The sequence below is a fragment of the Pseudomonas sp. EYE_354 genome (assembly GCF_023148575.1).
In the GTDB taxonomy this organism is placed as follows: Bacteria; Pseudomonadota; Gammaproteobacteria; order Pseudomonadales; family Pseudomonadaceae; genus Aquipseudomonas.
Map to the genome: position 1 here is coordinate 79852 of NZ_JAHXNQ010000016.1, position 23725 is coordinate 103576.

A 23725-nucleotide genomic window follows, 5' to 3' on the forward strand; every position below is an offset into this window, starting at 1 on the left:
ATGCTCGTTCAAGTTAAACCCGGTGGTTCGCTGCCCGCTCACAACAGGAGGCTTACCTTTGCTGAGTCCGTTATTTACAGCCACATGCTTCAACGCCGAGGTGCATCGTTCATGAGTGCATCGTCCACCCCAACCAGCGGCCTGGTGCGCATGAATGCGCCGGTTTTCTACTTTGCCGCCACCTTCATTCTGCTGTTCGGCCTCACTGTCATCGCCATCCCGCAACAGGCCGGTGCCTGGCTGCTGGCCGCGCAAAACTGGGCGGCCAACACGGTCGGCTGGTACTACATGCTGGCGATGACCCTGTATCTGGTCTTCGTGGTGGTCACCGCGTTATCGGGCTACGGCAAGATAAAACTCGGTGCCGACCACGACGAGCCCGAATTCAGTTACTTGTCCTGGGCCGGCATGCTGTTCGCCGCCGGTATCAGCATCACGCTGTTTTTCTTCTGCGTTTCCGAGCCGCTGACGCACCTGGTGCAGCCGCCCCAGGGCGCGCCGCTGAACGCCGACGCCGCACGCCAGGCCATGCAGGTGCTGTTCCTGCACTGGGGCCTGCACGGCTGGGGCGTGTTCGCCTTTGTCGGCATGGCGCTGGCGTATTTCGCCTATCGGCATAACCTGCCGCTGGCCTTGCGCTCGGCGCTGTACCCGCTGATCGGCAAGCGCATCAACGGGCCTATCGGGTATGCGGTGGATGGTTTTGGCATCATCGCCACGGTGTTTGGCCTGGGCGCGGACATGGGCTTTGGAGTGCTGCACCTCAACTCGGGCCTGGACTACCTGTTCGGCATTGCCCACACCCAGTGGATCCAGGTTGGCCTGATCACTCTGATGATGGGCGCGGCGATCCTCGTCGCGGTGGCCGGCGTCGACAAGGGCGTGCGGGTGATGTCCGACATCAACATGCTGCTGGCCTGCGCGCTGCTGTTGTTCGTGTTGTTTGCCGGGCCCACCCAGCATTTGCTCAACACCCTGATCCAGAACATCGGCGACTACCTCGGCGCGCTGCCGACCAAGAGCTTCGATGTGTACGCCTACGACAAACCCAGCGACTGGCTGGGCGGCTGGACGGTGTTCTACTGGGCCTGGTGGATTGCATGGTCGCCGTTCGTGGGCCTGTTTATCGCGCGGATTTCCCGCGGCCGTACCATCCGCGAATTCGTGTTCGGCGTGCTCCTGATCCCGCTGGGGTTCACCCTGGCGTGGATGTCGATCTTCGGTAACAGCGCCATCGATCAGGTGCTCAACCACGGCATGACAGCGCTCGGTCAGTCGGCCATCGATGATCCGTCGATGAGCCTCTACCTGCTGCTGGAAACCTACCCGTGGAGCAAAACCGTGATCGCGGTGACGGTGTTCATCAGCTTTGTGTTCTTCGTCACCTCGGCGGACTCGGGCACTGTGGTGCTCTCGACCCTGTCGTCCAAAGGTGGCAACGCCGACGAAGACGGGCCGAAATGGTTGCGGGTGTTCTGGGGGGCAATGACGGCACTGGTCACCAGTGCCTTGCTGTTTGCCGGCAGTATCGATTCGCTCAAGTCGGCGGTGGTGCTGACCTCGTTGCCGTTCTCGCTGATCCTGCTGTTGATGATGTGGGGGCTGCACAAAGCCTTCTACCTCGAGTCGCAAAAGCAGATCGCCCAGTTGCATTCGCTGGCGCCGATATCGGCGTCACGCAAGGGCAAGGGCGGCTGGCGTCAGCGCTTGAGCCAGGCGGTGCACTTCCCGTCGCGCGATGAGGTGTACCGCTTCCTCGAGTCGACGGTGCGCCCGGCGATTGAAGAAGTGACGGCGGTGTTTGTCGAGAAGGGGCTGTCGGTGGTAACCCAGCCCGACCCCTCCAACGACAGCGTCAGCCTGGAAATCGGCCATGGCGAGGAACATCCGTTCATCTACCAGGTACAGATGCGCGGCTACTTCACGCCGTCGTTTGCCCGTGGCGGCATGGGTTCCAAAGAGATCAACAACCGCCGCTACTACCGCGCGGAAGTGCACTTGAGCGAGGGCAGCCAGGACTACGATCTGGTGGGCTACACCAAGGAGCAGATCATCAACGACATCCTCGATCAGTACGAGCGCCATCTGCAGTTCCTGCATCTGGTGCGCTGAGCCAACGGTCGTGTTTTGGCTTCAACCCGTTCCTCTCACGTAAGCCTTTGCTGTAAAAGGAAGAGGCAGACTTAAGCGATTCAGCGGCTTAAAAGGCCTGGGAATAACCCTATTCCCAGGCCTTATTTGCCCTAAGCCCAGAGAGGATTCGATGACGTACATTGCTGCCGAAAACCGCTATGAATCTATTCCGTATCGCCGCGTAGGCCGCAGTGGGCTGGTGCTGCCCGCACTGTCCCTGGGGCTGTGGCACAACTTTGGCGACAGCACCCCGATCACCACCCAGCGCGCCTTGCTGCGCACCGCGTTCGATCTGGGGATCAACCACTTCGACCTGGCCAACAACTACGGGCCGCCCTACGGCAGCGCCGAGATCAATTTCGGGCGCCTGCTGCGCGAAGACTTCAAGCACTACCGCGATGAATTGATCATCTCCAGCAAAGCCGGTTGGGACATGTGGCCTGGTCCTTATGGCCAGGGTGGCGGCTCGCGCAAATACGTGCTGGCCAGCCTCGACCAGAGCCTGCAACGCCTGGGCGTCGACTACGTGGATATTTTTTATTCCCACCGGTTTGATGCCGACACCCCGCTGGAAGAAACCGCCAGCGCCCTCGCTACGGCGGTGCAACAGGGCAAGGCGTTGTACATCGGCATCTCGTCTTATTCCGGGGTCAAGACCCGCGAAATGGCCGCGCTGCTCAACGAGTGGAAAGTGCCGCTGTTGATTCACCAACCGGCGTACAACCTGCTCAACCGCTGGGTGGAAAAAGACCTGCTCGACACCACTGAAGAACTCGGTGCCGGGGTGATTGCGTTCACGCCGCTGGCCCAGGGTTTGCTGACCGACAAATACCTCAACGGTGTGCCCGCCGATGCACGGGTCAACCGCCCTGGTGGTGGTTCGTTGCAGGCCGGGCATTTGTCCGACGCCAACCTCGCCCATGTACGCGCGCTGAACGAAATCGCCCAGCGCCGTGGCCAGAGCCTGGCGCAACTGGCACTGGCCTGGACGCTGCGTGATCCACGGGTAACCAGCGCGCTGATCGGCGCGAGCCGGCCCGAGCAGATTATCGAGAACGTCGGTGCGTTGAAGAACTTGAGCTTCAGCGCCGAAGAACTGGCAGAGATCGATCGGTTTGCGCTGGAAGGCGGGATTAACCTGTGGGAAAAGCCATCGACGGCTGAGTAACGGATCCAACTCGGTGGGGGGGACAAGCTCCCCCACCTGTCATGCGCCTGGTTTAGAACGGTACATCCCCCACAATCGTCGCCCGATGCATCACCCGCCGTTGCGGCCGGTAGTCATCCACCGCGTAGTGCTGAGTCACGCGGTTGTCCCAGAACGCCACGTCATTCTCCTGCCAGCGCCAGCGGATGGTGAACTCCGGGCGTGTGGCATGGGCAAACAGCAGCTTGAGAATCGCTTCACTTTCCGCCGCTTCAAGCTCATTGATCCGGGTGGTGAAGCCATCGCTTACAAACAACGACTTTCGCCCGCTGACCGGATGCGTACGCACCACCGGGTGCGACAGCGGCGGGTTTTTCTTGCGGGTTTCTTCCCAGCGCGCCAGGTCGTCGGCGGTGTTGCCGAAGCGCTCCAGCGGGAAGGATTTGGTGAAGTCGTGGGTGGCGGTCAACCCGTTGAGCAGCCTTTTCAAAGGCTCGGACAGCGCTTCATACGCCGCAATCCCACTGGCCCACAACGTATCGCCGCCGAACGCCGGCAGCCGCTTGGCGCTGAGCACGGCGCCGAGGGCCGGGGTGGGCAGGAAGGTCACGTCGGTGTGCCACATGGCGTTGTCGCGGACATCGGTGACGGCGGTGTCGAGGATCAACACTTCGGGTTGTTCCGGCACGTTGGGGTAGATCGGGTGAATGTGCAGGTCACCAAAGTTTGCCGCGAACCGCGCGTGTTGCTGCGGGGTGAGGGCTTGGCCACGGAAGAACAGCACCGAGTAGCTAAGCAGCGCCTGTTCGATGGCGTCACGTTGCTCGGCACTCAGCGGCTGGCTGATGTTGACGCCGCTGATCTGGGCGCCCAAGGCGCTGCTTAATGGGGTAACGGTCAGGCTGCTCAATGTGGTTCTCATCACTCAATGTGCCTGGCCATGCCAAGGCACTAATTTACGCTGCAAGGCACGCAGGCCCATTTCCATGGTGAAGGCGATCAAGGCGATGACCAGAATTCCCAGTACCACCACATCGGTGACCAGGAACTGCGCCGCCGACTGCACCATAAAACCCAGGCCGCTGGTGGCGGCGATCAGTTCGGCGGCCACCAGCGTCGACCAGCCCACACCGAGGCCAATGCGCACCCCGGTGAGGATGTCCGGCAGAGCGCTTGGCAGGATCACGTGGCGAATCAGTTGGGCTCGGGTCGCGCCCAGCGACTGCGCCGCGCGTAGCCTGGCCGGGTCGACGGTGCGCACGCCGGTTGCGGTGGCGATAGCGATCGGAGCAAAGATCGCCAGGTAAATCAGCAACACCTTGGACAGCTCGCCGATGCCGCACCAGATCACGATCAGCGGCAGGTAGGCCAGGGGCGGAATGGGGCGGTAGAACTCGATCAAGGGGTCGAGAATGCCGCGCGCGATGCGGTTGGAACCGATGGCAATTCCCACCGGCACGGCGGTGAGCACTGCAAAGCCCAGACCCAGGCCGATGCGGCTGAGGCTCGCGCCCAAGTGCTGCCACAAGGTGGCGTCCATGTAGCCGGTGGTCGCCAGCAGCCAGCCCTTTTGCAACACGTCGGCGGGCGGCGGCAGGAACAGCGGTTCGATCAGGCCCGTGGCGGTGACGGCCCACCAGAGGGCCAGCAAGGCGAACAGCGTCAGTACGCTGATCAGGCGTGTGCTTACGCTGCGGCGTACCGGCGGCGACGGCGGCTGGGCGAGTGTGGCGGGAAGTTCGTAGCTGCTCATGCGGGCACCTGCCGTTGCGAGAACACTTTGCTCAGCACGTGTTCGCGGGTTTCGATAAAACGTGGGTCTGACTTGATCGCCCGGGCCGATTCGCCGGCGGCGTAGCGTTGACCGAAGTCCAGGTGCAGGCGCTCGACGATTTGGCCGGGATTGGGCGCCAGCAGGATCAAATCCGTGGCGAGGAACACGGCTTCTTCGATGTCATGGGTAATCAGAAACACAGGCTTGGCCGTGCGGCGCCAGACTTGCAGGAGCAATTCCTGCATCTGTTCGCGGGTGAACGCATCAAGGGCGCCGAAGGGTTCGTCCATCAGCAAAACCCGCGGGTCGGCGGCCAGCGCGCGGGCCAGGCCGACGCGTTGTTTCTGGCCGCCTGAGAGCTGCCAGATGCGGCGGCTGTCGAAACCGGCCAGATCCACCAGCGCCAGCATTTGCCGGGCGCGCACGTCACGCTGGGCCTTGGGCACGCCGGCCAGTTCCAGGCCGAAGCCGACGTTGGCCAGCACGTCCTGCCAAGGCAGCAACGCATCGTCCTGGAACACCACGCCACGTTCTGCACTCGGGCCTTTGACCGGTACGCCGTCCAGGGTGATGCGCCCGGCAGAGGGTTCGACAAAGCCGGCTATCAGGTTCAACAGCGAGGTTTTGCCACTGCCGGACGGGCCGAGGGCCACCAGCAATTGCTGGGGCCCCAAGTCGAGGGAAATATCCGTCAGTACCGGTGCCTGAGCGCCTGGGTACTGTGCGCTGATGCGCTCCAGTTGAAGCAAGGCCATGGCAATGGACTCCTCAGCGGGTGATGAACTTGGCGCTGACGTACGGGCTGTAGTCCGGCAGCACGGCATCGACCTTGCCTTGTTCCTTGAGGAACGCCGCGGTGTCGGTCACAGCCTTGGTGGTCGGTGCGCCCAGCAGCGTCACTTGGTCAGCGGCCAGCGGGTAGACGTTACCTTGCAGCAGCAGCGGAATGTCGCTGGCTTTGGCGCCGGAGAGCTTCACCAGTTTGTCGACGTTGCTTTTATCGGCCAGCCAGGCTTGGGGGGCTTTGCGGTATGCGGCGTAGGCGTCGAGGGTGACCTTGGCGAAGGCGGTGACGATTTCCGGGTGTTTTTCGGCGAAGTCTTTGCGCACGATCCACGCATCGAACGTCGGCGCACCGAACTTGGCCAGCTCGCCGGAGGTGATCAGCACCTTGCCGTTTTCCTTGGCTACGCCCAGGGCCGGGTCCCACACATAGGTGGCGTCGATATCACCGCGCTTCCAGGCGGCGATGATCGCCGGCGGCGCGAGGTTGAGGATGGTGACTTTCGACGGGTCGATATTCCACTGCTTCAGTGCGGCCAGCAGGCTGTAGTGGCCGGTGGACACAAAGGGCACCGCGATCTTTTTGCCGATCAGGTCCTGTGGGCTGTTGATCCCCGAACCGTCGCGCGCTACCAGGGCCTCGGCACCGCCGATCTGAGTGGCGACGAGGAAAGTTTCCACCGGCACCTTACGGGTGATGGCGGCGGTCAATGGGCTGGAACCGAGATAGCCGATCTGCACATCGCCGGAGGCAATGGCGGCGATGATATCGGCGCCGTTATCGAATTTGCGCCAGTCAATTTTGGCGTGGGTGGCTTTCTCATAGGCACCGTCGGCCTGGGCCACTTTGGCCGGGTCTACGGTGGTTTGGTAGGCGATGGTCACATCCGACGCCTGAGCAAACAGGCTGGCACCGGCCAGGGACAATGCGGCCAGCAGGCGCAAAGGGGTAAGCAGTTTCAAGGGGAAGCTCCTCAATCAGGCGGCCGAGGGTCGGCGTGAGAGGAGACTAAATGATCTAAGAATCCGAAAATAAATAACTTTTTCGAATTAGCTTATGTGGGAGGGTGGCCCTCCCACAGTAGGCCGAGTGCGGTCTTAGTTACTGATCGCCAGAATGCTCGCCTGGTACGAGCCGACGAATACATCAAAGTCGCCCACTTCGTTTTGCTCCAGCTCCGCCTGTTGCGCCAGCGACTTGCGCGCCAGTTCTTCAAAGCGTGCCTGTTCTTCTGCGGCCAGTGGCTCCGCTCGGAAGTGTTCGGCGTGCAGTTGGCTCTGGTGCAGGGAGAACTGCGCAAAACTCTCCTTGCGTTCGGCCATGGCGGCCAGCACCTGGGCCGACGGGGTCAGGGATGGGTCCTGGACCTTCGCCAGTTGGGCGTCCAATGCCTGGCTGTGCTCGGTGATGCCGTGGCTTTGGTCGAGCAATGCGGCCAGCGGGGCGATCTTCTCCAGCAGTTCGCTGGCCCATTCCTTCAGGTCCACCGTCGCACCGTCGCGCTGCAATTGCAGGCCCGGACGGCGACCTTCCTTGACCACGCTGAGGAAGTTGGCAGTGGCATTGCTGCAGGCGTTATTGGCGAACAGCGGGCTGTCGTTCAGCGCGCAGTACAGCAGGAATGCGTCGAGGAAGCGCGACTCCGGCAGGTCGATGCCCATCGGCAGGAACGGGTTGATGTCCAGGCAACGCACTTCGATGTACTGAATGCCACGGGCCATCAGCGCCTGGATCGGCCGCTCGCCGGTGTAGGTCACCCGCTTGGGGCGGATGTTGGAGTAGTACTCGTTTTCGATCTGCAGGATGTTGGTGTTCAGTTGGACCCACTCACCGTCCTTGTGCGTGCCGATTTCGACGTAGGGCGCGTAGGGCGTTGCCACCGCTTCGCGCAGGCTGTCGGTGTAGCTCGCCAGGTCGTTGTAGCACGGCGTGAGGCCGGCCTGGGCGTTGCTTTGGTAACCCAGGTCGCTCATGCGCAGGCTGGTGGCGTAGGGCAGGTACAAGGTGTCGGCGTCGAGCACTTCCAGTTGGTGCGAGCGACCGCGCAGGAACCCAGCGTCCAGCGCCGGCGAGGCACCGAACAGGTACATCAGCAGCCAGCTGTAGCGGCGGAAGTTGCGGATCAGCGCGATATAGGCGTTGGACTGGTAGTCGCGGTCGGTGCCGACAAACCCTTCGGTCTCTTTGAGCAGCGGCCACAGCTGTTCCGGCAGGGAAAAGTTGTAGTGGATGCCGGCGATGCACTGCATGGTCTTGCCATAACGCAGGGCCAGGCCCTTGCGGTACACGTACTTGAGCTGTCCGATATTGGAGGTGCCGTAGTAGGCAATCGGAATATCTTCCTCGGCCGGCAACGGGCACGGCATCGACGGGCTCCACAGGTATTCGCTGCCGAGCTTGGTGTAGGCAAAGCGGTGGATCTTGTCCAGGCTGCTCAGGGTGTCGGCCGGGTTTGGCAGGGCCGGGGTAATGAACTCCAGCAGCGATTCCGAATAGTCTGTGGTGATCAATTCGTTAGTCAACGCGGCGCCCAGGGCTTCCGGGTGCGGCGTTTGCGCCAGACGACCCTCGCGGGTGACACGTAGGCATTCACGCTCGATACCGTGCAGGCAGTGCTCTAGCAGGGAGAGGTGTTCGCGCTTGCCGAGCAGGGCCAGGCGGCGGTTGAGAAGTTCGCTCAAGTTGGATTCCTTCACGCGTCAGTCGCCCCAATATGGGGGTGGGCAGGACGGTCTACAAGGGTGAAGTTAAAACTGGCGTGATCGCCTGGTTTTGAGTCGATTTGACCCGCTATAAAAAAGCCTACTTCATTCCATGAATTGGGCTACGGCGCAGCAGGAAAATTCCGACGCTGTTATCGCAGCGCCGAAATTAACTCAAATCGAGGGTGGGGAGCTATAGGACAGCGAACGTGCCTTGTGCTTTTGCGACGAGTCTTTCGTCCTGGTACACGTCGGCTTCGACCACCAAGGTGCGCCTGCCGGCATGAATCACTCGGCCGGTGCACAGCACATCACCGTCTTCCACGGCGCGAATGTAGTTGATCTTGCACTCGATGGTCGCGCTCTGTTGGTCGAAACCATGGGTGCTGGAGCAGGCCAGGCCCATGGTGATGTCCACCAGGCTGAAAATCGCCCCGCCATGGAGCTTGCCCGCGCGATTGCGCAGGTGCGGCTCGAGGGTCAGGGCCACCTCGGCAACGCCTGCGTCCAGGCGTTGCAGGCGGCAGCCGATCAGCTCGCTGAACGCGCTCTGGGTCAACCCTGCGGGGATTTCCATCAGCGCTTCTTCAACTGCTTGGCGTTGGCGAACAGCGAGGCCATCGCGTTGTTGGTGGGCGCAGCGGTCGTGGTTTCCTTGCGCGGTGCGCTGTTCTGCGACTGGCGTGGTGCGGAGCCTGGGCGCGCGCCGCGGGCACCGTCGATTTTCTCGCCGGGGGTGTCGCTCATGCGCATCGACAGACCCACGCGTTTACGCGGGATGTCCACTTCCATGACCTTGACCTTGACCACGTCACCGGCTTTCACCGCTTCGCGAGGATCCTTGATGAACTTCTCCGAAAGCGCAGAAATATGTACCAAACCATCCTGATGCACGCCGATATCCACAAAGGCGCCGAAGTTGGTCACGTTGGTCACCACGCCTTCGAGGATCATGCCCAGTTGCAGGTCCTTAAGGTCCTCGACGCCGTCCTGGAACTCGGCGGTCTTGAACTCAGGACGCGGGTCGCGACCTGGTTTTTCGAGTTCCTGCAGGATGTCGGTGATGGTCGGCACGCCGAAGGTTTCATCGGTGTACTTCTTCGGGTCCAGGCGCTTGAGGAACGCGGCGTCGCCAATCAGCGAGCGAATATCTCGGTCGGTCTCGGCAGCGATACGTTGCACCAGCGGGTAGGCTTCCGGGTGAACGGCCGACGAATCCAGCGGGTTGTCGCCGTTCATTACGCGCAGGAAGCCGGCCGCTTGTTCGAAGGTTTTTTCGCCCAGGCGTGCGACTTTTTTCAGCGCGGCGCGGGTTTTGAACGCGCCGTTTTCGTCACGGTGCGTCACGATGTTCTGCGCCAGGGTGGCGTTGAGGCCGGAGATCCGCGCCAGCAGCGCGACGGAAGCGGTGTTCACGTCCACCCCCACGGCGTTCACGCAGTCTTCCACCACAGCATCCAGGCCACGCGCCAGTTTCAGCTGCGACACGTCGTGCTGATACTGGCCGACCCCGATGGATTTAGGGTCGATCTTCACCAGCTCGGCCAGCGGGTCCTGCAGGCGACGGGCGATGGACACGGCGCCACGGATCGACACGTCGAGGTCCGGGAATTCCTTGGAGGCCAGTTCCGATGCCGAATACACCGAAGCGCCTGCCTCGGAGACCATGACCTTGGTCATTTTCATGGCTGGGTATTTTTTGATCAGTTCGGCGGCGAGCTTGTCGGTTTCACGGCTGGCGGTGCCGTTGCCGATGGCGATCAGGTCCACGGCGTGCTTGGCGCACAGGGCGGCCAGGATCGCGAGGGTCTGGTCCCATTTGTTGTGCGGTACGTGCGGGTACACGGTGGCGTGGTCCAGCAGCTTGCCGGTGGAGTCGACCACCGCAACCTTGCAACCGGTGCGCAGGCCTGGGTCGAGGCCCAGGGTCGCGCGCGGGCCGGCGGGGGCGGCGAGCAGCAGGTCGTGCAGGTTGTGGGCGAAGACGTTGATCGCTTCGGTTTCGGCGGCGTCGCGCAACTCGCCCAGCAGGTCGGATTCCAGGTGGGTATAGAGCTTGACCTTCCAGGTCCAGCGCACGACTTCACCGAGCCACTTGTCCGCAGGACGGTTCTGGTTCTGGATGCCGAATTGTTGACCGATCATGCCTTCGCACGGGTGCATGGTGCCCGGCAGCTCGTCACCGACTTTGAGCGAGGAACTGAGAATGCCTTCGTTGCGACCGCGGAAAATCGCCAGCGCGCGGTGGGACGGCATGCTTTTGAGCGGTTCGTCGTGTTCGAAATAATCGCGGAACTTGGCGCCTTCTTCCTCTTTACCGGCGATGACGCGGGCGCTGAGGATGGCTTCCTGCTTGAGGTACGTGCGCAGTTTTTCCAGGAGGCTGGCGTTTTCGGCGAAGCGCTCCATGAGGATGTACTTGGCGCCTTCGAGGGCGGCCTTGACGTCGGCGACGCCTTTTTCGGCATCGATAAAGCGGGCGGCTTCGGTTTCCGGGGTCAATGACGGGTCGTTGAACAGACCGTCGGCCAACTCGCCCAGGCCAGCTTCCAGGGCGATCTGGCCCTTGGTGCGACGCTTTTGCTTGTAGGGCAGGTAAAGGTCTTCGAGGCGGGTCTTGGTGTCGGCAAGCTTGATGTCACGCTCAAGTTGCGGGGTCAGCTTGCCCTGCTCCTCGATACTGGCGAGGATGCTGATGCGCCGTTCGTCGAGTTCTCGCAGGTAGCGCAGGCGCTCTTCCAGGTGACGCAGTTCGGTGTCGTCGAGGCTGCCGGTCACTTCTTTACGGTAACGGGCGATGAAGGGCACCGTGGAGCCCTCATCCAGTAGAGCGACGGCCGCTTCGACCTGTTGTGGGCGTACACCGAGTTCCTCGGCGATGCGGCTGTTGATGCTGTCCATAAAACCACCTGAAATTCTGAAAAGCAGCTCGCAGGCCCGGAAAACAAGGCCTTGCGCGGCTGGTTGAGCGGCCCGACTGGCGCCGCTACCTGGGTCAAGAGGCAGCCTGTTGACCCTCGAAATCGGGAAATTGCTGCCCGCCGCCGAAAAAACGGCTGAGGCCGTAAACAGTAAAATCTGACAGTGCCCCGCGTAAGGGCGCCGCATTATAACCAGCGTTCCGCCCTTGGGGGGTACTGCGCCAACGGTTGTAGGGCGCGGGTTCGCTGGCAGTAGAGGAAAAATCTGCTAACAATGCACACGGTGCGTATAACGGCACCTAGGCCATAATGCGCGCCGAGATAAGAGGAGCATCCAATGAGCAGCACTGCACACACTGCTGAAGGCGAAAAAATTCTCATCGTTGATGACGATCCGGGGCTTAGCAGCCTGCTGGAGCGTTTCTTCAACTCCAAGGGCTATCGTGCCCGCGCGGTGCCTAACACCGAGCAGATGGACCGCCTGCTGGGGCGTGAAGTGTTCAACCTGGTCGTCCTTGACCTGATGCTGCCCGGCGAAGACGGTCTGACCGCCTGCAAACGCCTGCGCGGTGCGAACAACCAGATTCCAATCATCATGCTCACCGCCAAGGGCGATGAGCTGAGCCGCATCAAAGGTCTCGAGCTGGGCGCCGATGATTACCTGGCCAAGCCGTTCAATCCGGATGAGCTGATGGCGCGGGTCAAAGCCGTATTGCGTCGTCAGGCGCCGCCGGTCCCTGGTGCACCGGGCAGCGAGGACGAAAGCGTCACCTTTGGCGACTATGAACTGTCGCTGGCCACCCGCGAACTCAAGCGTGGCGACGAAGTGCACATGCTCACCACCGGCGAATTCGCGGTGCTCAAGGCGCTGGTGATGAACGCTCGCCAACCGCTGACCCGCGACAAGCTGATGAACCTGGCCCGTGGCCGGGAGTGGGACGCCCTGGAGCGCTCCATCGACGTGCAGATCTCCCGTCTGCGCCGGATGATCGAGCCGGATCCGTCCAAGCCGCGTTACATCCAGACGGTTTGGGGTGTGGGTTATGTGTTTGTGCCGGATGGCACTGCAACCAAGTGACCGATGACTTGCAGGGGCGGGCATCCTGGCGTTTGATTCCATGAGCGTCGACGGGATGCCCGGCGTCTGCAATTCTGCGAGCGCCGCTCGTTCCTGCAAGGTGTCCAGCTGTCATCTATGAAAACCCCGCTGTGGTTCCCACAAAGTTTCTTCTCTCGCACCCTATGGCTGGTGCTGATCGTCGTTCTGTTTTCCAAGGCGCTTACGTTGGTTTATCTGTTGATGAACGAAGACGTGCTGGTGGATCGACAATACAGCCACGGTGTGGCCTTGACGCTGCGTGCCTACTGGGCCGCCGACCCCGAAAACCGCGAGAAGATCGCCAAGGCCGCCACCCTGGTGCGGGTGGCGGGCGCGGGCGTACCCGAAGGCGAGCAGCATTGGCCTTACAGTGAGATCTACCAACGCCAGATGCAGGCTGAACTGGGTGAGGACACCGAGGTGCGACTGCGCATGCATGTGTCCCCCGCGTTGTGGGTGCGCGCGCCGAGCCTTGGTGAGGACTGGCTGAAAGTACCGTTGTACCCGCACCCGCTGCGGGGGCAGAAGATCTGGAACGTACTGGGCTGGTTCCTCGCTATCGGGTTGCTTTCCACGGCGTCGGCGTGGATTTTCGTGCGACAGCTCAACCAACCGCTTAAACGACTTGTGTTTGCTGCCCGCCAGTTGGGCCAGGGGCGCAGTGTGCGCTTGCCGGTCAGCGATACGCCCAGTGAGATGACCGAGGTGTATGGCGCTTTCAACCAGATGGCCGAAGACGTCGAACAGGCTGGGCGTGAGCGCGAGCTGATGCTGGCGGGGGTATCTCACGACCTGCGCACGCCCTTGACGCGTTTGCGATTGTCGCTGGAATTGATGGGTGACCACACTGATCTGACCGACGACATGGTTCGTGACATTGAAGACATGGATGCGATCCTTGATCAGTTCCTGGCATTTATTCGTGATGGTCGTGACGAGGTGGTAGAGGAGGTCGACCTGACTGACCTGGTGCGTGAGGTCGTTGCGCCTTACAACCAGAACGGCGAGCAGGTGCGCATGCGCCTGGAGCCGATCCAGCCGTTTGCGTTGCGGCGGGTGTCGATGAAACGCCTGTTGAACAACTTGATTGGCAACGCATTGCACCATGCCGGTTCCGATGTGGAAGTGGCGGCGTACGTATCTGGCGACAGCGCTGCGCCGTATGTGGTGCTCAGCGTGATGGACCGTGGCACGGGGATTGATCCGGCGGAGCTGGAAGGCATCTTCAACCCGTTTACCCGTGGCGACCGTGCTCGAGGTGGCAAGGGCACGGGGCTGGGCTTGGCGATTGTGCGGCGGATTGCTTCGATGCACGGCGGCAATGTGGAATTGCGTAATCGTGAGGGTGGCGGCCTTGAAGCACGGGTGCGTTTGCCGCTTGGGCTGATGCTGCCAAGAGACGCGGTCTAGCAAACAACATAGAGCCACATGTGGCTCTATGTTGTGTCAGCGGGCGGGGGTTAACCCTTGCCCTTGGTCCTGGTCATATTCGGCCCACCATTCTTCTCCAGATGCTGAATGATGATGCCCGCCACATCTTTGCCGGTTGTGGTCTCAATGCCTTCCAGGCCCGGAGACGAGTTCACCTCCATCACCAGCGGCCCGTGGTTGGAGCGCAAGATATCCACACCTGCAACGGCCAACCCCATCACCTTGGCTGCTCGTAGCGCAGTCATGCGTTCTTCCGGGGTGATCTTGATCAGGCTGGCGCTGCCGCCGCGGTGCAGGTTGGAGCGAAACTCCCCAGGTTTGGCCTGGCGTTTCATCGCCGCAATCACTTTGTCACCGACCACGAAGCAGCGGATATCCGCACCGCCGGCTTCCTTGATGTATTCCTGCACCATGATGTTCTGCTTGAGGCCCATGAATGCCTCGATCACGGACTCTGCCGCCGTCGCGGTTTCACACAGCACCACACCGATGCCTTGGGTGCCTTCCAGCACCTTGATCACCAGCGGTGCGCCGTTGACCATCTCGATCAGGTCCGGGATGTCATCCGGGGAGTGGGCAAACCCGGTAACCGGCAGGCCAATCCCGCGGCGCGACAGCAATTGCAGCGAGCGCAGTTTGTCCCGCGAGCGGGCGATGGCGACGGACTCGTTCAGGGGGAACACCCCCATCATTTCGAACTGGCGCAACACGGCGCAGCCGTAGAACGTCACCGAGGCGCCGATACGCGGGATCACCGCGTCAAAGCCTTCCAGCGGTTTGCCCCGGTAGTGGATCTGCGGCTTGTGGCTGGCAATGTTCATATAGGCACGCAACGTGTCGATCACCACCATTTCGTGGCCACGTTCGGTGCCGGCCTCGACCAGGCGGCGGGTGGAATACAGACGCGGGTTTCGCGACAGCACAGCAATCTTCATGCAGCACCTGGGGCAGAAATAGTAGAGACCGGGAACACCGGCTTGTCTTGAACGTACTTGGCGCCGGGATTGACCACCAGGTGGCCGTCAATCAGCGCTTTGGAGCCCAGCAACAGGCGGTAACGCATGGATTTGCGGCAGGCCAGGGTGAACTCCACCCGCCATACCCCATCACCCAGCGCCAGGGTGGTGCTGATCACATAACGCACCTGCGCATGGCCGTTGGAGCTCTTGATGGTTTTCATCGTCACCAGCGGCGCTTCGCAGCGGCGGTGACGCAGTTGCACAACGCTGCCCAGGTGCGCGGTGAAGCGCACCCATTTCTCACCGTCGCGCTCAAAGGGCTCGATATCGGTGGCGTGCAGGCTTGAGGTACTGGCCCCGGTATCGATCTTCGCGCGCAGGCCGGCCACTCCCAAGTCGGGAAGTGCCACCCACTCACGCAGACCCACAACGGTCAAATGGTCAAATGTCTTCAATATGGGTAACCGATCAGTTCGCCCAGGCCTGGGGTGACACCTCGGCCAGGGCATTGAATGCAGGCCTGGCGAACCAGTAGCCCTGCATCAGAAATATTCCGCAGTCGAACAGGAAGTCTCGTTCGCCGGCTGTTTCGATGCCTTCGGCGATGACAGTAACCCCCAACTGCTCACAGATTGTGACAATCCCCCGTACGATTACCTGGCGGACACGATCCTGGTCGACATCACGAATCAGCGCCATGTCGAGTTTGATCAGGTCAGGTTGGAAATCGGCCAGCAGATTCAGCCCCGAATAGCCCGCGCCGAAATCGTCGATGGCGGTCATGAAGCCGAATTCGCGGTATTCACGCAGAATATTCGTCAAATGGCGATAGTTATCTACGTGCTCGCTTTCGAGCGTCTCGAAAATCAGTCGGTTCAGCGGAAAGTTGTGCGCGCGGGCCGCCTCCAGCGTGCTGCGGATACAGAGCTCCGGGCGGTACACGGCATTGGGCATGAAATTGATGGAAAGGTGGGTCTGCATTCCCAGGGCGGCGGCACCGGCAATGGCTTGCATGCGACAGCGTTGGTCAAAGCGGTAGCGATTGCTTTCGTTGACCTGTTCCAGTATCGACATCGCACCTTCACCATTGACCCCGCGCACCAAGGCTTCGTTGGCGAAGATCGTATGGTCCCGAAGGTCTACGATTGGCTGATAGGCGAACGCGAAGTCGAAGCCCAGGGGCTCGCTTTGCTGGCAACCCACGCACCGCTGGCCTGGCGAGGTGAGTGAAACGGGAAAGTCGGTCACGGCATGTCCTCGCGAAAACAGGGTGCTACCTGGCGTATCTTAGGTGAGCCTTGGGGTTTATGCGTCGAAGGGTTTCAACGGTAAAGTTGCGACATTTTTCAGAGCGAGGAATTCAAGTGGCTCAAAAGCAGGAAGAGGAAGAAAAAGTCCGTCTGGATAAGTGGCTGTGGGCAGCGCGGTTTTATAAAACCCGTGCTCTGGCCAAGGCCGCGATCGAGAGTGGCAAAGTGCATCATCGCGGCGAGCGCTGCAAGCCGGGCAAAGAGCCGAGAGTCGGTGATGAGTTTCAGATTCGCACGGGTTTTGATGAAAAGACCGTCGTGGTGCAGGCGCTTTCCATCGTGCGCCGTGGCGCGCCTGAAGCGCAGGCGTTGTACGCGGAAACCGAAGCCAGCATTGCCAAGCGCGAAAACGCAGCGGCCATGCGCAAGGCGGGCGCCTCAGGCCTGACCACCGATGGCAAGCCAAGCAAGAAGCAGCGCCGTGACCTGTTCAAGTTTCGCGGCAGTGGCAATGACGACTAGCCCTTAAGCGAAGGGGCCTTTATAGCGGGCGGGCTTGTTGCGGCAGGTTCTCAGGATGGTTAGTCGGCCGACCAAGGGCAGACGCCCAGCAAGCCCGAACAACGGCGCAGTCACCCGCATCAGCACCCCTGACACCTTCGCTGCAAACGGCGTGTAATAACCCCAGCCCAACGCCAGCAGCGCCAGCAACACGCCGCCGATGTAGTCGTCCTGCCCCCAATGGGCGCCCGCCACCAGGCGCGGCATCATGAACAACACCGCCAAGCCCCAAATCACCAGCACCTGGCCGATGCGCTGGGCAAACACCGTCATAAACATCGCCCATATCAACAGCACCGAAGCGTGATCACCTGGGAAACTCTGACTGGAGCGGTCTTTTAACTCCCAGGTTTTTTCCAAGCCCGGAAAGTAATCGCTCATTTGAATCGCGCCACCAACCACCATCGATGGACTGCTGTGCTGCCAGCCCATCTGCGCCGCGAGTTTGGAAAACAGCATGCGGATAAACAGCAACAGCAACAAAATGCCGACAAAACCTAACAGCGCCTGACGCACCTGCACGGCCTTGAACACCCAGTCACCGCGAATCAGCAGCGCCAGCAAAATGATCCCGACCACTGCATCAAACGGTCGCAAACTGGCCACGGCCCACGTATGCAGCCAGGTTGTGCTAGTCGCCAGCGGGTCATTGAGTAGATGAAACAGCCACTCGTCGAAAATGACACATAGCCTCTGGCCCGTGGGCCACAGCCAAAAACACAGCAGTCCGATAGCGAGTAGATTGCAAAGAGCCCATCGCCGGAGGTTCCACTTGGCTTGGAACAAACCCGGATTGTTCATAAACTGTCCCTCTTCGCTCTATATAAGCTCTCTGTTTCCAGGAGAAAGCCGCACCAAAATGGTGCTAAAGCGTTTAATTTTATAAACCTTGTAATCATTTTGTCATCAATTCAGATACCCAGACCTATGACTGATTTACCGGATACCGACTTCACCCAACGCTTCATCTTCGACGAGAGCGACGTCCGCGGCGAACTTGTCTCTCTGGAGCGCAGCTACGCAGAAGTCCTTGCCAAGCACCCCTATCCGGAGCCGGTCGCGCAACTGCTCGGTGAGTTGATGGCGGCCGCTGCGCTGCTGGTTGGCACCATGAAGTTCGACGGTTTACTGATCCTGCAGGCGCGGTCTGAAGGCCCGGTCCCGATGCTCATGATCGAATGCTCCAGCGAGCGTGAAATCCGTGGCCTGGCCCGTTACGAAGCCGAACGGATCGCGCCCGACGCTACCCTGTCCGATCTGATGGCCAATGGCGTATTAGCCATTACTGTCGACCCGACGGAAGGCCAGCGTTACCAGGGCATCGTCGACCTCGACGGCGAGAACCTGTCGGACTGCTTCACCAATTATTTCGTCATGTCCCAGCAGGTGGGCACCAAGTTCTGGCTCAATGCCGACGGCAAGCGCGCCCGCGGCCTTTTGGTACAACAGCTGCCGGCCGACCGTATCAAGGATGACGATGACCGTGCTGAAAGCTGGCGGCACATCATTGCCCTGGCCGACACCCTGAAAGCCGAAGAACTGCTGGGCCTGGACAACGAAACTATCCTGCATCGCCTGTACCACGAAGAGGCCGTGCGCCTGTTCGACGAACAGGGCCTGCGCTTCAATTGCAGCTGTTCGCGCGAGCGTTCGGCCAATGCCTTGGTCAGCCTGGGCCTTGAAGATGCGCAGGAATTGGTCGTGGAACACGGTGGCCATATCGAGATTGACTGCCAGTTCTGCAACGAGCGCTACCTGTTCGATGCGGCTGATGTCGCTCAATTGTTCGCTGGCGCGGGCATCGACACGCCTTCCGATACCCGCCACTAAAACGTTTAAGCACAGGTAAATCACCTGACAAATGCCAGATTAGAGGTGTTCTGACGGGAGGGCCCTACTCTTTTTGGGCTTTTCTGGCATAATCCGGCCCACTTTTTTCGCGGTAGTAGTGCGCAACTTTCTACTACAAAACGTTTGGAGCACTCGGCCATAGGCCGACGGGGAACCTCATGACGCAAGCCAATAACGCCGTATACACCGATCTGAGTGTTGACGATCTGGTCAAAGAAGCCCTGCAGCGCGGTGAAGGCGTGCTTGCCGATACCGGCGCGCTGGTCGTAGAAACCGGTCACCGCACCGGTCGTTCGCCGGTAGACCGTTTCATCGTTGAAGAGCCTTCCACCCAGGATGCTATCGCCTGGGGCCCGATCAACCGCAAGTTCCCGGCCGACAAGTTCGATGCCCTGTGGGCTCGCGTCGAGGCCTTCAATAACGCGCAAGAGCACTTCGTTTCCCACGTTCACGTAGGGGCTTCCGAAGACCACTACCTGGCCGTGAAAATGACCACCCAGACTGCCTGGCAGAACCTGTTCGGTCGTTGCCTGTTCATCAACCCGGCCCAGTACAATCCGGCCGGCCGTGATGAGTGGCAGGTGCTGAACGTGGCCAACTTCGAGTGCGTGCCAGAGCGTGACGGTACCAACTCCGACGGTTGCGTGATCCTTAACTTCGCACAGAAAAAAGTGCTGATCGCCGGCATGCGTTACGCCGGTGAAATGAAAAAAGCCATGTTCTCGGTGCAGAACTTCCTGCTGCCGGCCTCCGACGTACTGCCGATGCACTGCGCCGCCAACATTGGCGAAGCAGGCGACGTGACCCTGTTCTTCGGCCTGTCCGGCACCGGTAAAACCACCCTGTCGGCCGACGAAAGCCGTTACCTGATCGGTGACGACGAACACGGCTGGGGCGAGGGTGTGGTGTTCAACATCGAAGGCGGTTGCTATGCCAAGTGCATCGACCTGTCCGAGAAGAACGAGCCTGTTATCTGGAAAGCCATCAAGCACGGCGCGGTACTGGAAAACGTCGTGATCGACGAGGCCAAGCACGCCGACTACGCCGATGTGAGCCTGACCCAGAACAGCCGTGCCGCCTACCCGCTGGAGCACGTTGCCAAACGTTCCGAGAAGAACCTGGGCGGCGAGCCAAACGCGGTGATCTTCCTGACCTGCGACCTGACCGGCGTACTGCCGCCTGTGTCGATCCTCAGCGAAGAGCAAGCGGCCTACCACTTCCTGTCCGGCTACACCGCTCTGGTGGGCTCGACCGAAATGGGTTCGGGCAGCGGCATCAAGTCGACCTTTTCCACCTGCTTCGGCGCGCCGTTCTTCCCGCGTCCTGCCGGCGAATACGCAGAGCTGCTGATCAAGCGCATCCGCGGCTTCGGCTCCAAGGTTTACCTGGTCAATACCGGCTGGACCGGCGGTGGCTACGGCGTTGGCAAGCGTTTCAACATTCCGACCACTCGCGGCGTGATCGCGGCGATTCAGAGCGGCGCGTTGATCGGTGCAGAAACCGAACACCTCGACACCATCAACCTCGACGTGCCACTGGCCGTACCGGGTGTTGAAACCGGTCTGTTGAACCCACGTAACACCTGGCCTGACAAGGCTGCTTACGACGAAGCGGCGAAGGCGCTGGCTGGTCTGTTCGTTGAGAACTTCAAGAAGTTTGAAGTGAGCGATGCGATCAAGGCTGCGGGCCCTAAGTTGTAAGACTCGCGCGCTGTGAAAAAGCCGCCTCTTGTGGGCGGCTTTTTTGTGCGCCAAAGGTTGGTCGCGATGTGCAGGGGGGATTGATCCGGTTACCCGCCCCGGTGGCATCGAGGCGTTTGAAATCGGCGTTCATTCAGCTCAGGTTTTCCAGCGTCTGCGTGTCCCAGCTGTGGGTCTTGATCGCCAGGTAAAGCATTCCGATGGTCAGCGGCACTTTTTCACCACGGCCCTTGGCACGTCGCTTGAGGAACACATCGAACATCGGCGGCTGAAAATAACGATAAGCATCGTAGTCGCCCAGGTCGACGCCAAAGTCCTGCTCCAGCGCGTCCATCAGTTGCTTGGCCTCACTGCCGTCACAGCCCAGATCGAAATTGAGTGAGGTTTGCAGGCGGATGGTCTTGTGTTTCGGCAGGCCGATTTCGTCGTGCAGCAGTTGCAGCAACTGTTGCATTGCGGGGTCTTCGGGGAAGTTGGGGGCGAGGTTCATGGTGGGGGCACGCAGGAGTGGATGAGGGGGCTGGTTGCGTTGGAGGCGGTATTTGTTTCGGGTGATGAAGAGCGCCAAGCCTATCAAACATACGAAGACAGGTAGGAGGGGCATTCTGAGGATCACCGCTACATAGGGTAGTAGGAACGTCAATATAAGGCCTGTTGTAAGAAATGTGACGGCGAAGCGCTTTCTGAGCGTGCAGTCGGTGATCTTGTAGTACAGCGAAAGGTAAAGACCGAGAAATATCGCCAATTGTAGGTAAAACAGCTGACTATGATTCATCTGAGTACACATGCATTGAGATGCGGGATCGCTGGGGATCCATGCCCTCCATCCAACCTGAGCATTGAAGCCGACGATTTTGCTTCCAGCCAGCAAAGAGTGGCGTTCACTTGGTTTTGCCGAAAAAGTTGAGAGAGTGCTAGTTTCGGTCAGAAAGAGGGGCGTTCTAAGAGGGGCGAGCAGGGGTTTTTTGCAGTTTAGGAATGGGATTGCACGGTGTTTGGCTGTTTCCTACAGTCGCTTCTGGCATTTCGGTTTAGCAGCGTTTTGGCTGGTGAAGCGGGTCAAAAGGAGGGAGTGGGGCTTGCCGGCGATGGCGATGTGTCTGGTGGAGAAGTACAGTCTGGTGCAACGCCGACAAACCAGCCTCTTAGTTGACCGGCCTGCTGATACACCGCTCGAAAATGGCTTCCAGCCCGCGATAATCACACGCCACCGCATCGATATTCGCCGGTATCCACGCCGCATGTTTGACCAGCCACCAGTTCACCGAAAACCCTGCATTGACGATGATCTGTTCGAACAAAATCCGCTGCGCCCGGCCGTTGCCTTCGCGGAAGGGGTGGATGACGTTGAGGTCGCCATAGGCCTCGGCAACCTGCGTCACCAGTTCTGCCTGGCTCACACCGACGAACCAGTTCGCTTGCTCCATATGCCGAACGATCTTCGCCGCTTCCGGCGGGATGCGTTCCGGGGTGCAGAACAGTGTGTCGCCTTTCTGGATATTGACGCTGCGCAACTCACCCGCCCAGTCATAGATGTCGCCGAACAGCATACGGTGTATGTGCTGCAGACGGTCGAGATCGTAAGGCGGCGGGAAGAGCGGCAGATTGCCTACGGCGATTTCAGATAACTCCCGCTCTGCCTGGTGCAGGCGGTGTTCGTCGAGCAAATCGAGGCGGTTGCGCAGGACGCTGCTACCGGGATAGCAGTACGGATCCTGGCCCACCCCGTATTTGTCGAGCATCAGCGTGGGTTGTTGCGGTACTTGGCAAGCACGGCTTCGCGCGTCGGCAGCGGTTTGTCGACGTCGGCCGGTTGGGTGTCGAACCCTTCCAGGCGCAGGCTGGCCAGGTAGTTGGAACGGCGGATCTTGTGGTAATGGTCCTGCTTTTGCTCAAACGTCAGTTCGCTCATTGCAGCGTACTCCTGGGTCGCAAGGCTTGATTGTAGCGCAATGCTACGGCGGGCAGGCGGGATAAAAACCACGTCACATTCTGTATAAAAAGTCTGCCGGCAAGCTGAATTCAGCGTATGTTTCACCGCAAAATCTTGTCGGGCGATTCAGCCCGCTACTTAAAGGGAGTTAAGCATGGGTTTGCGTCATGTCGCTTCGGCGATGTCATTGTGTGCGATGGCTTTTTCCGTTCAAGCCGACCAGCTGCCGATTGAAGTGCTCAGTGCGGTGGTCAAGGACCAAAAAATTGCCGATGCCGAAGTGCTACTGCAGCGCAATGGCGCACAGAACGTGGTGGGGCGCACCAACGCCCAGGGCCAAGTCACCCTCACCAGCGAAGCCGCGGACGATGCCAGCAGCCTGCTGATCATCAAAAAGCCTGGCTATTCCAACCTGGTGGTGAAGTGTCCGTGCAAAGGCATGACGTATGCGATCAGCCCGGTCATGGAAAACCTCGATGGCCTGCGCGTGGTGCTGACCTGGGGCCAGACGCCGAGCGATCTCGACTCCCATATGATCTTCCCCGGCAACAATATCTACTTTGAGAACAAGACCGGCACCGACGCCGAACTGGACGTGGATGACACTGACAGCTACGGCCCGGAAACCATCACCCTGCAGAAAAAACACTACGGCGAAAGCTACGTTTACGCTGTGCACGACTATAGCAACGGCGGCAATCCAGGCTCGCGCCAGCTGTCCAACAGCGAAGCCAAGGTGTTCGTGTACATGGGCCAATCTCTGGTGCGCACCTACTACGTGCCGAAGAACCGCAGCGGCAACCTGTGGACAGTGTTCCGCATGACCGGCAGCGGGGACTTCCAGGACATCAACACCTTCAGCGGCGTTACCGTGAATGCGGCCAATGTGCTCAACGAAGTTAAACCGCTGCTGGATGACAGCGTCGCGGTAACCGCAGTCGCCGTCAGCACTTCCGCACAAACCGATGCGAAGCGTCTGAACGTGCAGGGTGAAGCCGCCTACAAGGCAGGTAACCTGGACCAGGCCATTGACCTGTTCCGTCAGGCGATCGACTTGGACAACGGCTTTGGCAAAGCGTACGGCAACCTCGGCCTGGCCTATCAGAAAGCCGGCAACACCGCCGAGTCGATCTGGGCCAACCGCAAGGCCATCGCCCTCGCCACCGGCGCCAATGCGGCGACCGTGCGGGCAGGTGCCTACTACAACATTGCGCGGATCTACGAAGCGGCGGGCCAGTTCCCGGATGCGTTGCGTCACTACCAGTTGGCCAAGGAACAGAAGGCCAATCCGGTGTATGACACGGCGATTGAGCGGGTCCAGAACCGCTGATTCAGCTGTAGGGCAGTTCTAACGTGGGGGAGGGAGTTTGCCCCGATGGCCGTGGACCAGTCAGCGATACCTGACTGATACCGCGTCATCGGCGACAGCCCCTCCCACATTTGTTTTGTAGTTTTCCTACATCGGCAGTCGAACGTGTCG

General features: G+C 60.3%; 22 protein-coding genes. 8 read left to right on the forward strand and 14 right to left on the reverse strand.

The window, feature by feature from the left end:
* Window positions 1-150: 150 nt before the first annotated feature.
* Both betT and mgrA read left to right on the forward strand, forming a co-directional pair.
* Window positions 151-2112, forward strand: a complete 1962-nt coding sequence (betT, locus tag KZX66_RS21030; protein WP_248083186.1) for a choline BCCT transporter BetT — start codon at window positions 151-153, stop codon at window positions 2110-2112.
* 151 nt (window positions 2113-2263) lie between these two features.
* Window positions 2264-3301, forward strand: a complete 1038-nt coding sequence (mgrA, locus tag KZX66_RS21035; protein WP_248083038.1) for an L-glyceraldehyde 3-phosphate reductase — start codon at window positions 2264-2266, stop codon at window positions 3299-3301.
* Between the two features lie 52 nt (window positions 3302-3353).
* Here the strand turns inward: mgrA and tauD are convergent, their stop codons facing one another.
* From tauD to KZX66_RS21070, 7 genes are all read right to left on the reverse strand, one after another.
* Window positions 3354-4202, reverse strand: a complete 849-nt coding sequence (gene tauD, locus KZX66_RS21040; protein WP_248083043.1) for a taurine dioxygenase — start codon at window positions 4200-4202, stop codon at window positions 3354-3356.
* Window positions 4203-4205: 3 nt separating this feature from the next.
* The gene (tauC, locus tag KZX66_RS21045) at window positions 4206-5033 is read right to left on the reverse strand and encodes a taurine ABC transporter permease TauC (RefSeq protein ID WP_248083047.1); all 828 of its coding nucleotides are present in this window, start codon (window positions 5031-5033) and stop codon (window positions 4206-4208) included.
* Window positions 5030-5809 (reverse strand): taurine ABC transporter ATP-binding subunit, encoded by a 780-nt coding sequence (tauB, locus tag KZX66_RS21050; protein ID WP_248083049.1) that lies wholly within the window; start codon window positions 5807-5809, stop codon window positions 5030-5032. The genes tauC and tauB overlap by 4 nt, the downstream gene beginning before the upstream one ends.
* A 13-nt stretch (window positions 5810-5822) precedes the next feature.
* Window positions 5823-6800, reverse strand: a complete 978-nt coding sequence (gene tauA / locus KZX66_RS21055) for a taurine ABC transporter substrate-binding protein (protein ID WP_248083053.1) — start codon at window positions 6798-6800, stop codon at window positions 5823-5825.
* A 135-nt stretch (window positions 6801-6935) separates the two neighbouring features.
* A complete protein-coding gene (gene gshA, locus KZX66_RS21060; protein WP_248083054.1) occupies window positions 6936-8519 on the reverse strand; it encodes a glutamate--cysteine ligase in 1584 nt (527 codons plus the stop codon).
* Between the two features lie 214 nt (window positions 8520-8733).
* Window positions 8734-9117, reverse strand: a complete 384-nt coding sequence (locus KZX66_RS21065; protein WP_248083063.1) for a PaaI family thioesterase — start codon at window positions 9115-9117, stop codon at window positions 8734-8736.
* The gene (locus KZX66_RS21070) at window positions 9117-11441 is read right to left on the reverse strand and encodes a Tex family protein (RefSeq protein ID WP_248083065.1); all 2325 of its coding nucleotides are present in this window, start codon (window positions 11439-11441) and stop codon (window positions 9117-9119) included. Before KZX66_RS21070 ends, KZX66_RS21065 begins: the two co-directional genes overlap by 1 nt.
* 357 nt (window positions 11442-11798) lie before the next feature.
* On the opposite strand from KZX66_RS21070, the gene ompR reads away from it, so the two are divergent.
* Together ompR and KZX66_RS21080 are read left to right on the forward strand one after the other, a co-directional pair.
* Complete coding sequence (ompR, locus tag KZX66_RS21075; protein WP_248083073.1) at window positions 11799-12539, forward strand: two-component system response regulator OmpR; 741 nt, start codon at window positions 11799-11801, stop codon at window positions 12537-12539.
* Window positions 12540-12656: 117 nt separating this feature from the next.
* Window positions 12657-13970: an ATP-binding protein gene (locus KZX66_RS21080; RefSeq protein ID WP_248083075.1), complete on the forward strand. Its 1314-nt coding sequence runs from the start codon at window positions 12657-12659 to the stop codon at window positions 13968-13970.
* Window positions 13971-14020: 50 nt separating this feature from the next.
* Here the strand turns inward: KZX66_RS21080 and rimK are convergent, their stop codons facing one another.
* Genes rimK through KZX66_RS21095 form a run of 3 tightly spaced genes read right to left on the reverse strand, consistent with a single transcriptional unit; the run spans window position 14021 to window position 16198 of the window.
* On the reverse strand, window positions 14021-14926 hold the full coding sequence (rimK, locus tag KZX66_RS21085; RefSeq protein WP_003171022.1) for a 30S ribosomal protein S6--L-glutamate ligase: 906 nt from the start codon (window positions 14924-14926) through the stop codon (window positions 14021-14023).
* Window positions 14923-15405, reverse strand: coding sequence for an ATP-dependent zinc protease (locus tag KZX66_RS21090; protein ID WP_282446011.1), 483 nt, complete (start codon window positions 15403-15405; stop codon window positions 14923-14925). The genes rimK and KZX66_RS21090 overlap by 4 nt, the downstream gene beginning before the upstream one ends.
* A 13-nt stretch (window positions 15406-15418) precedes the next feature.
* The gene (locus tag KZX66_RS21095) at window positions 15419-16198 is read right to left on the reverse strand and encodes an EAL domain-containing protein (RefSeq protein WP_248083077.1); all 780 of its coding nucleotides are present in this window, start codon (window positions 16196-16198) and stop codon (window positions 15419-15421) included.
* Between the two features lie 116 nt (window positions 16199-16314).
* Between KZX66_RS21095 and KZX66_RS21100 the strand changes: the two genes are divergently transcribed.
* Window positions 16315-16722, forward strand: a complete 408-nt coding sequence (locus KZX66_RS21100) for a S4 domain-containing protein (RefSeq protein ID WP_065933413.1) — start codon at window positions 16315-16317, stop codon at window positions 16720-16722.
* Window positions 16723-16725: 3 nt separating this feature from the next.
* Here KZX66_RS21100 and KZX66_RS21105 read toward each other — a convergent pair whose 3' ends face one another.
* A complete protein-coding gene (locus tag KZX66_RS21105; RefSeq protein WP_248083079.1) occupies window positions 16726-17562 on the reverse strand; it encodes a phosphatase PAP2 family protein in 837 nt (278 codons plus the stop codon).
* A 126-nt stretch (window positions 17563-17688) separates the two neighbouring features.
* Here KZX66_RS21105 and hslO point away from each other — a divergent pair, with 126 nt between their 5' ends.
* On the forward strand, window positions 17689-18591 hold the full coding sequence (gene hslO / locus KZX66_RS21110; protein ID WP_248083081.1) for an Hsp33 family molecular chaperone HslO: 903 nt from the start codon (window positions 17689-17691) through the stop codon (window positions 18589-18591).
* Window positions 18592-18770: 179 nt separating this feature from the next.
* The gene (locus tag KZX66_RS21115) at window positions 18771-20312 is read left to right on the forward strand and encodes a phosphoenolpyruvate carboxykinase (protein ID WP_248083083.1); all 1542 of its coding nucleotides are present in this window, start codon (window positions 18771-18773) and stop codon (window positions 20310-20312) included.
* A 133-nt stretch (window positions 20313-20445) separates the two neighbouring features.
* Here KZX66_RS21115 and KZX66_RS21120 read toward each other — a convergent pair whose 3' ends face one another.
* The 3 genes from KZX66_RS21120 to KZX66_RS21130 all read right to left on the reverse strand — a co-directional run bounded on the left by KZX66_RS21120 (window position 20446) and on the right by KZX66_RS21130 (window position 22224).
* Window positions 20446-20802, reverse strand: coding sequence for a DUF1493 family protein (locus KZX66_RS21120; RefSeq protein ID WP_248083085.1), 357 nt, complete (start codon window positions 20800-20802; stop codon window positions 20446-20448).
* Window positions 20803-21457: 655 nt separating this feature from the next.
* A complete protein-coding gene (locus tag KZX66_RS21125; RefSeq protein WP_248083087.1) occupies window positions 21458-22054 on the reverse strand; it encodes a putative adenosine monophosphate-protein transferase Fic in 597 nt (198 codons plus the stop codon).
* A complete protein-coding gene (locus KZX66_RS21130) occupies window positions 22054-22224 on the reverse strand; it encodes a YhfG family protein (protein WP_139136830.1) in 171 nt (56 codons plus the stop codon). The genes KZX66_RS21125 and KZX66_RS21130 overlap by 1 nt, the downstream gene beginning before the upstream one ends.
* 175 nt (window positions 22225-22399) lie before the next feature.
* Here KZX66_RS21130 and KZX66_RS21135 point away from each other — a divergent pair, with 175 nt between their 5' ends.
* Entirely contained in the window at window positions 22400-23575 is a 1176-nt protein-coding gene (locus KZX66_RS21135; protein WP_248083089.1) for a tetratricopeptide repeat protein, read from the forward strand.
* Window positions 23576-23725: the final 150 nt, after the last annotated feature.